Origin of the sequence: Mesorhizobium sp. M6A.T.Cr.TU.014.01.1.1 (assembly GCF_004022765.1) — a bacterium.
GTDB lineage: Bacteria > Pseudomonadota > Alphaproteobacteria > Rhizobiales > Rhizobiaceae > Mesorhizobium > Mesorhizobium mediterraneum.
In genome coordinates, this window is record NZ_RZPG01000106.1 from 1 (window position 1) to 447 (window position 447).

Below are 447 nucleotides of genomic sequence, written 5' to 3' on the forward strand. Positions count from 1 at the left end.
GGCCCGCTTTGGCGCCGAGGCTCTTCAGCCTGATGTCATATGCCTCCACGGCCTGTTCCAGGGCCTTCGCTTCACTGCGCCGACCCATCGAGAGGCCGGGATGGAACACACCGAGCGCCGACAGCGTCAGGTTAGGCGCCAAGCGCTCCTGCAGCAGCAGTCCCTTGCCCTTGCGATCCTCGGTCAGGTAACCGACGCCGGCGTCGATCGCCGCGCGCGGCGATTGGAAATGGATCGACTTGCCCTCAAGTTCGACCTTGGCGGCCGCCGGGCGCAGGCCGATAATGCCCTCGAAGAGTTCGGTTCGGCCAGCGCCGACCATGCCGGCGAACCCGAGGATCTCGCCTTTGTGGACCGTGAACGACACGTCCTCCGCATAGCCGGGAACGGAGGCGTTCCTCACGCTCAGCATCGGTACATCCGAAGGCGCTGCGGTCCTTTCAGGAT

1 protein-coding gene is annotated in these 447 nt (G+C 65.3%); it reads right to left on the minus strand.

The genetic code is table 11. The annotated features are described in order from the left end of the window. The coding region (locus tag EN885_RS33160; RefSeq protein ID WP_348631662.1) for an ATP-binding cassette domain-containing protein at positions 1–412 on the minus strand (412 nt) is incomplete at its 3' end. Between the last annotated feature and the right edge of the window lie 35 nt (positions 413–447).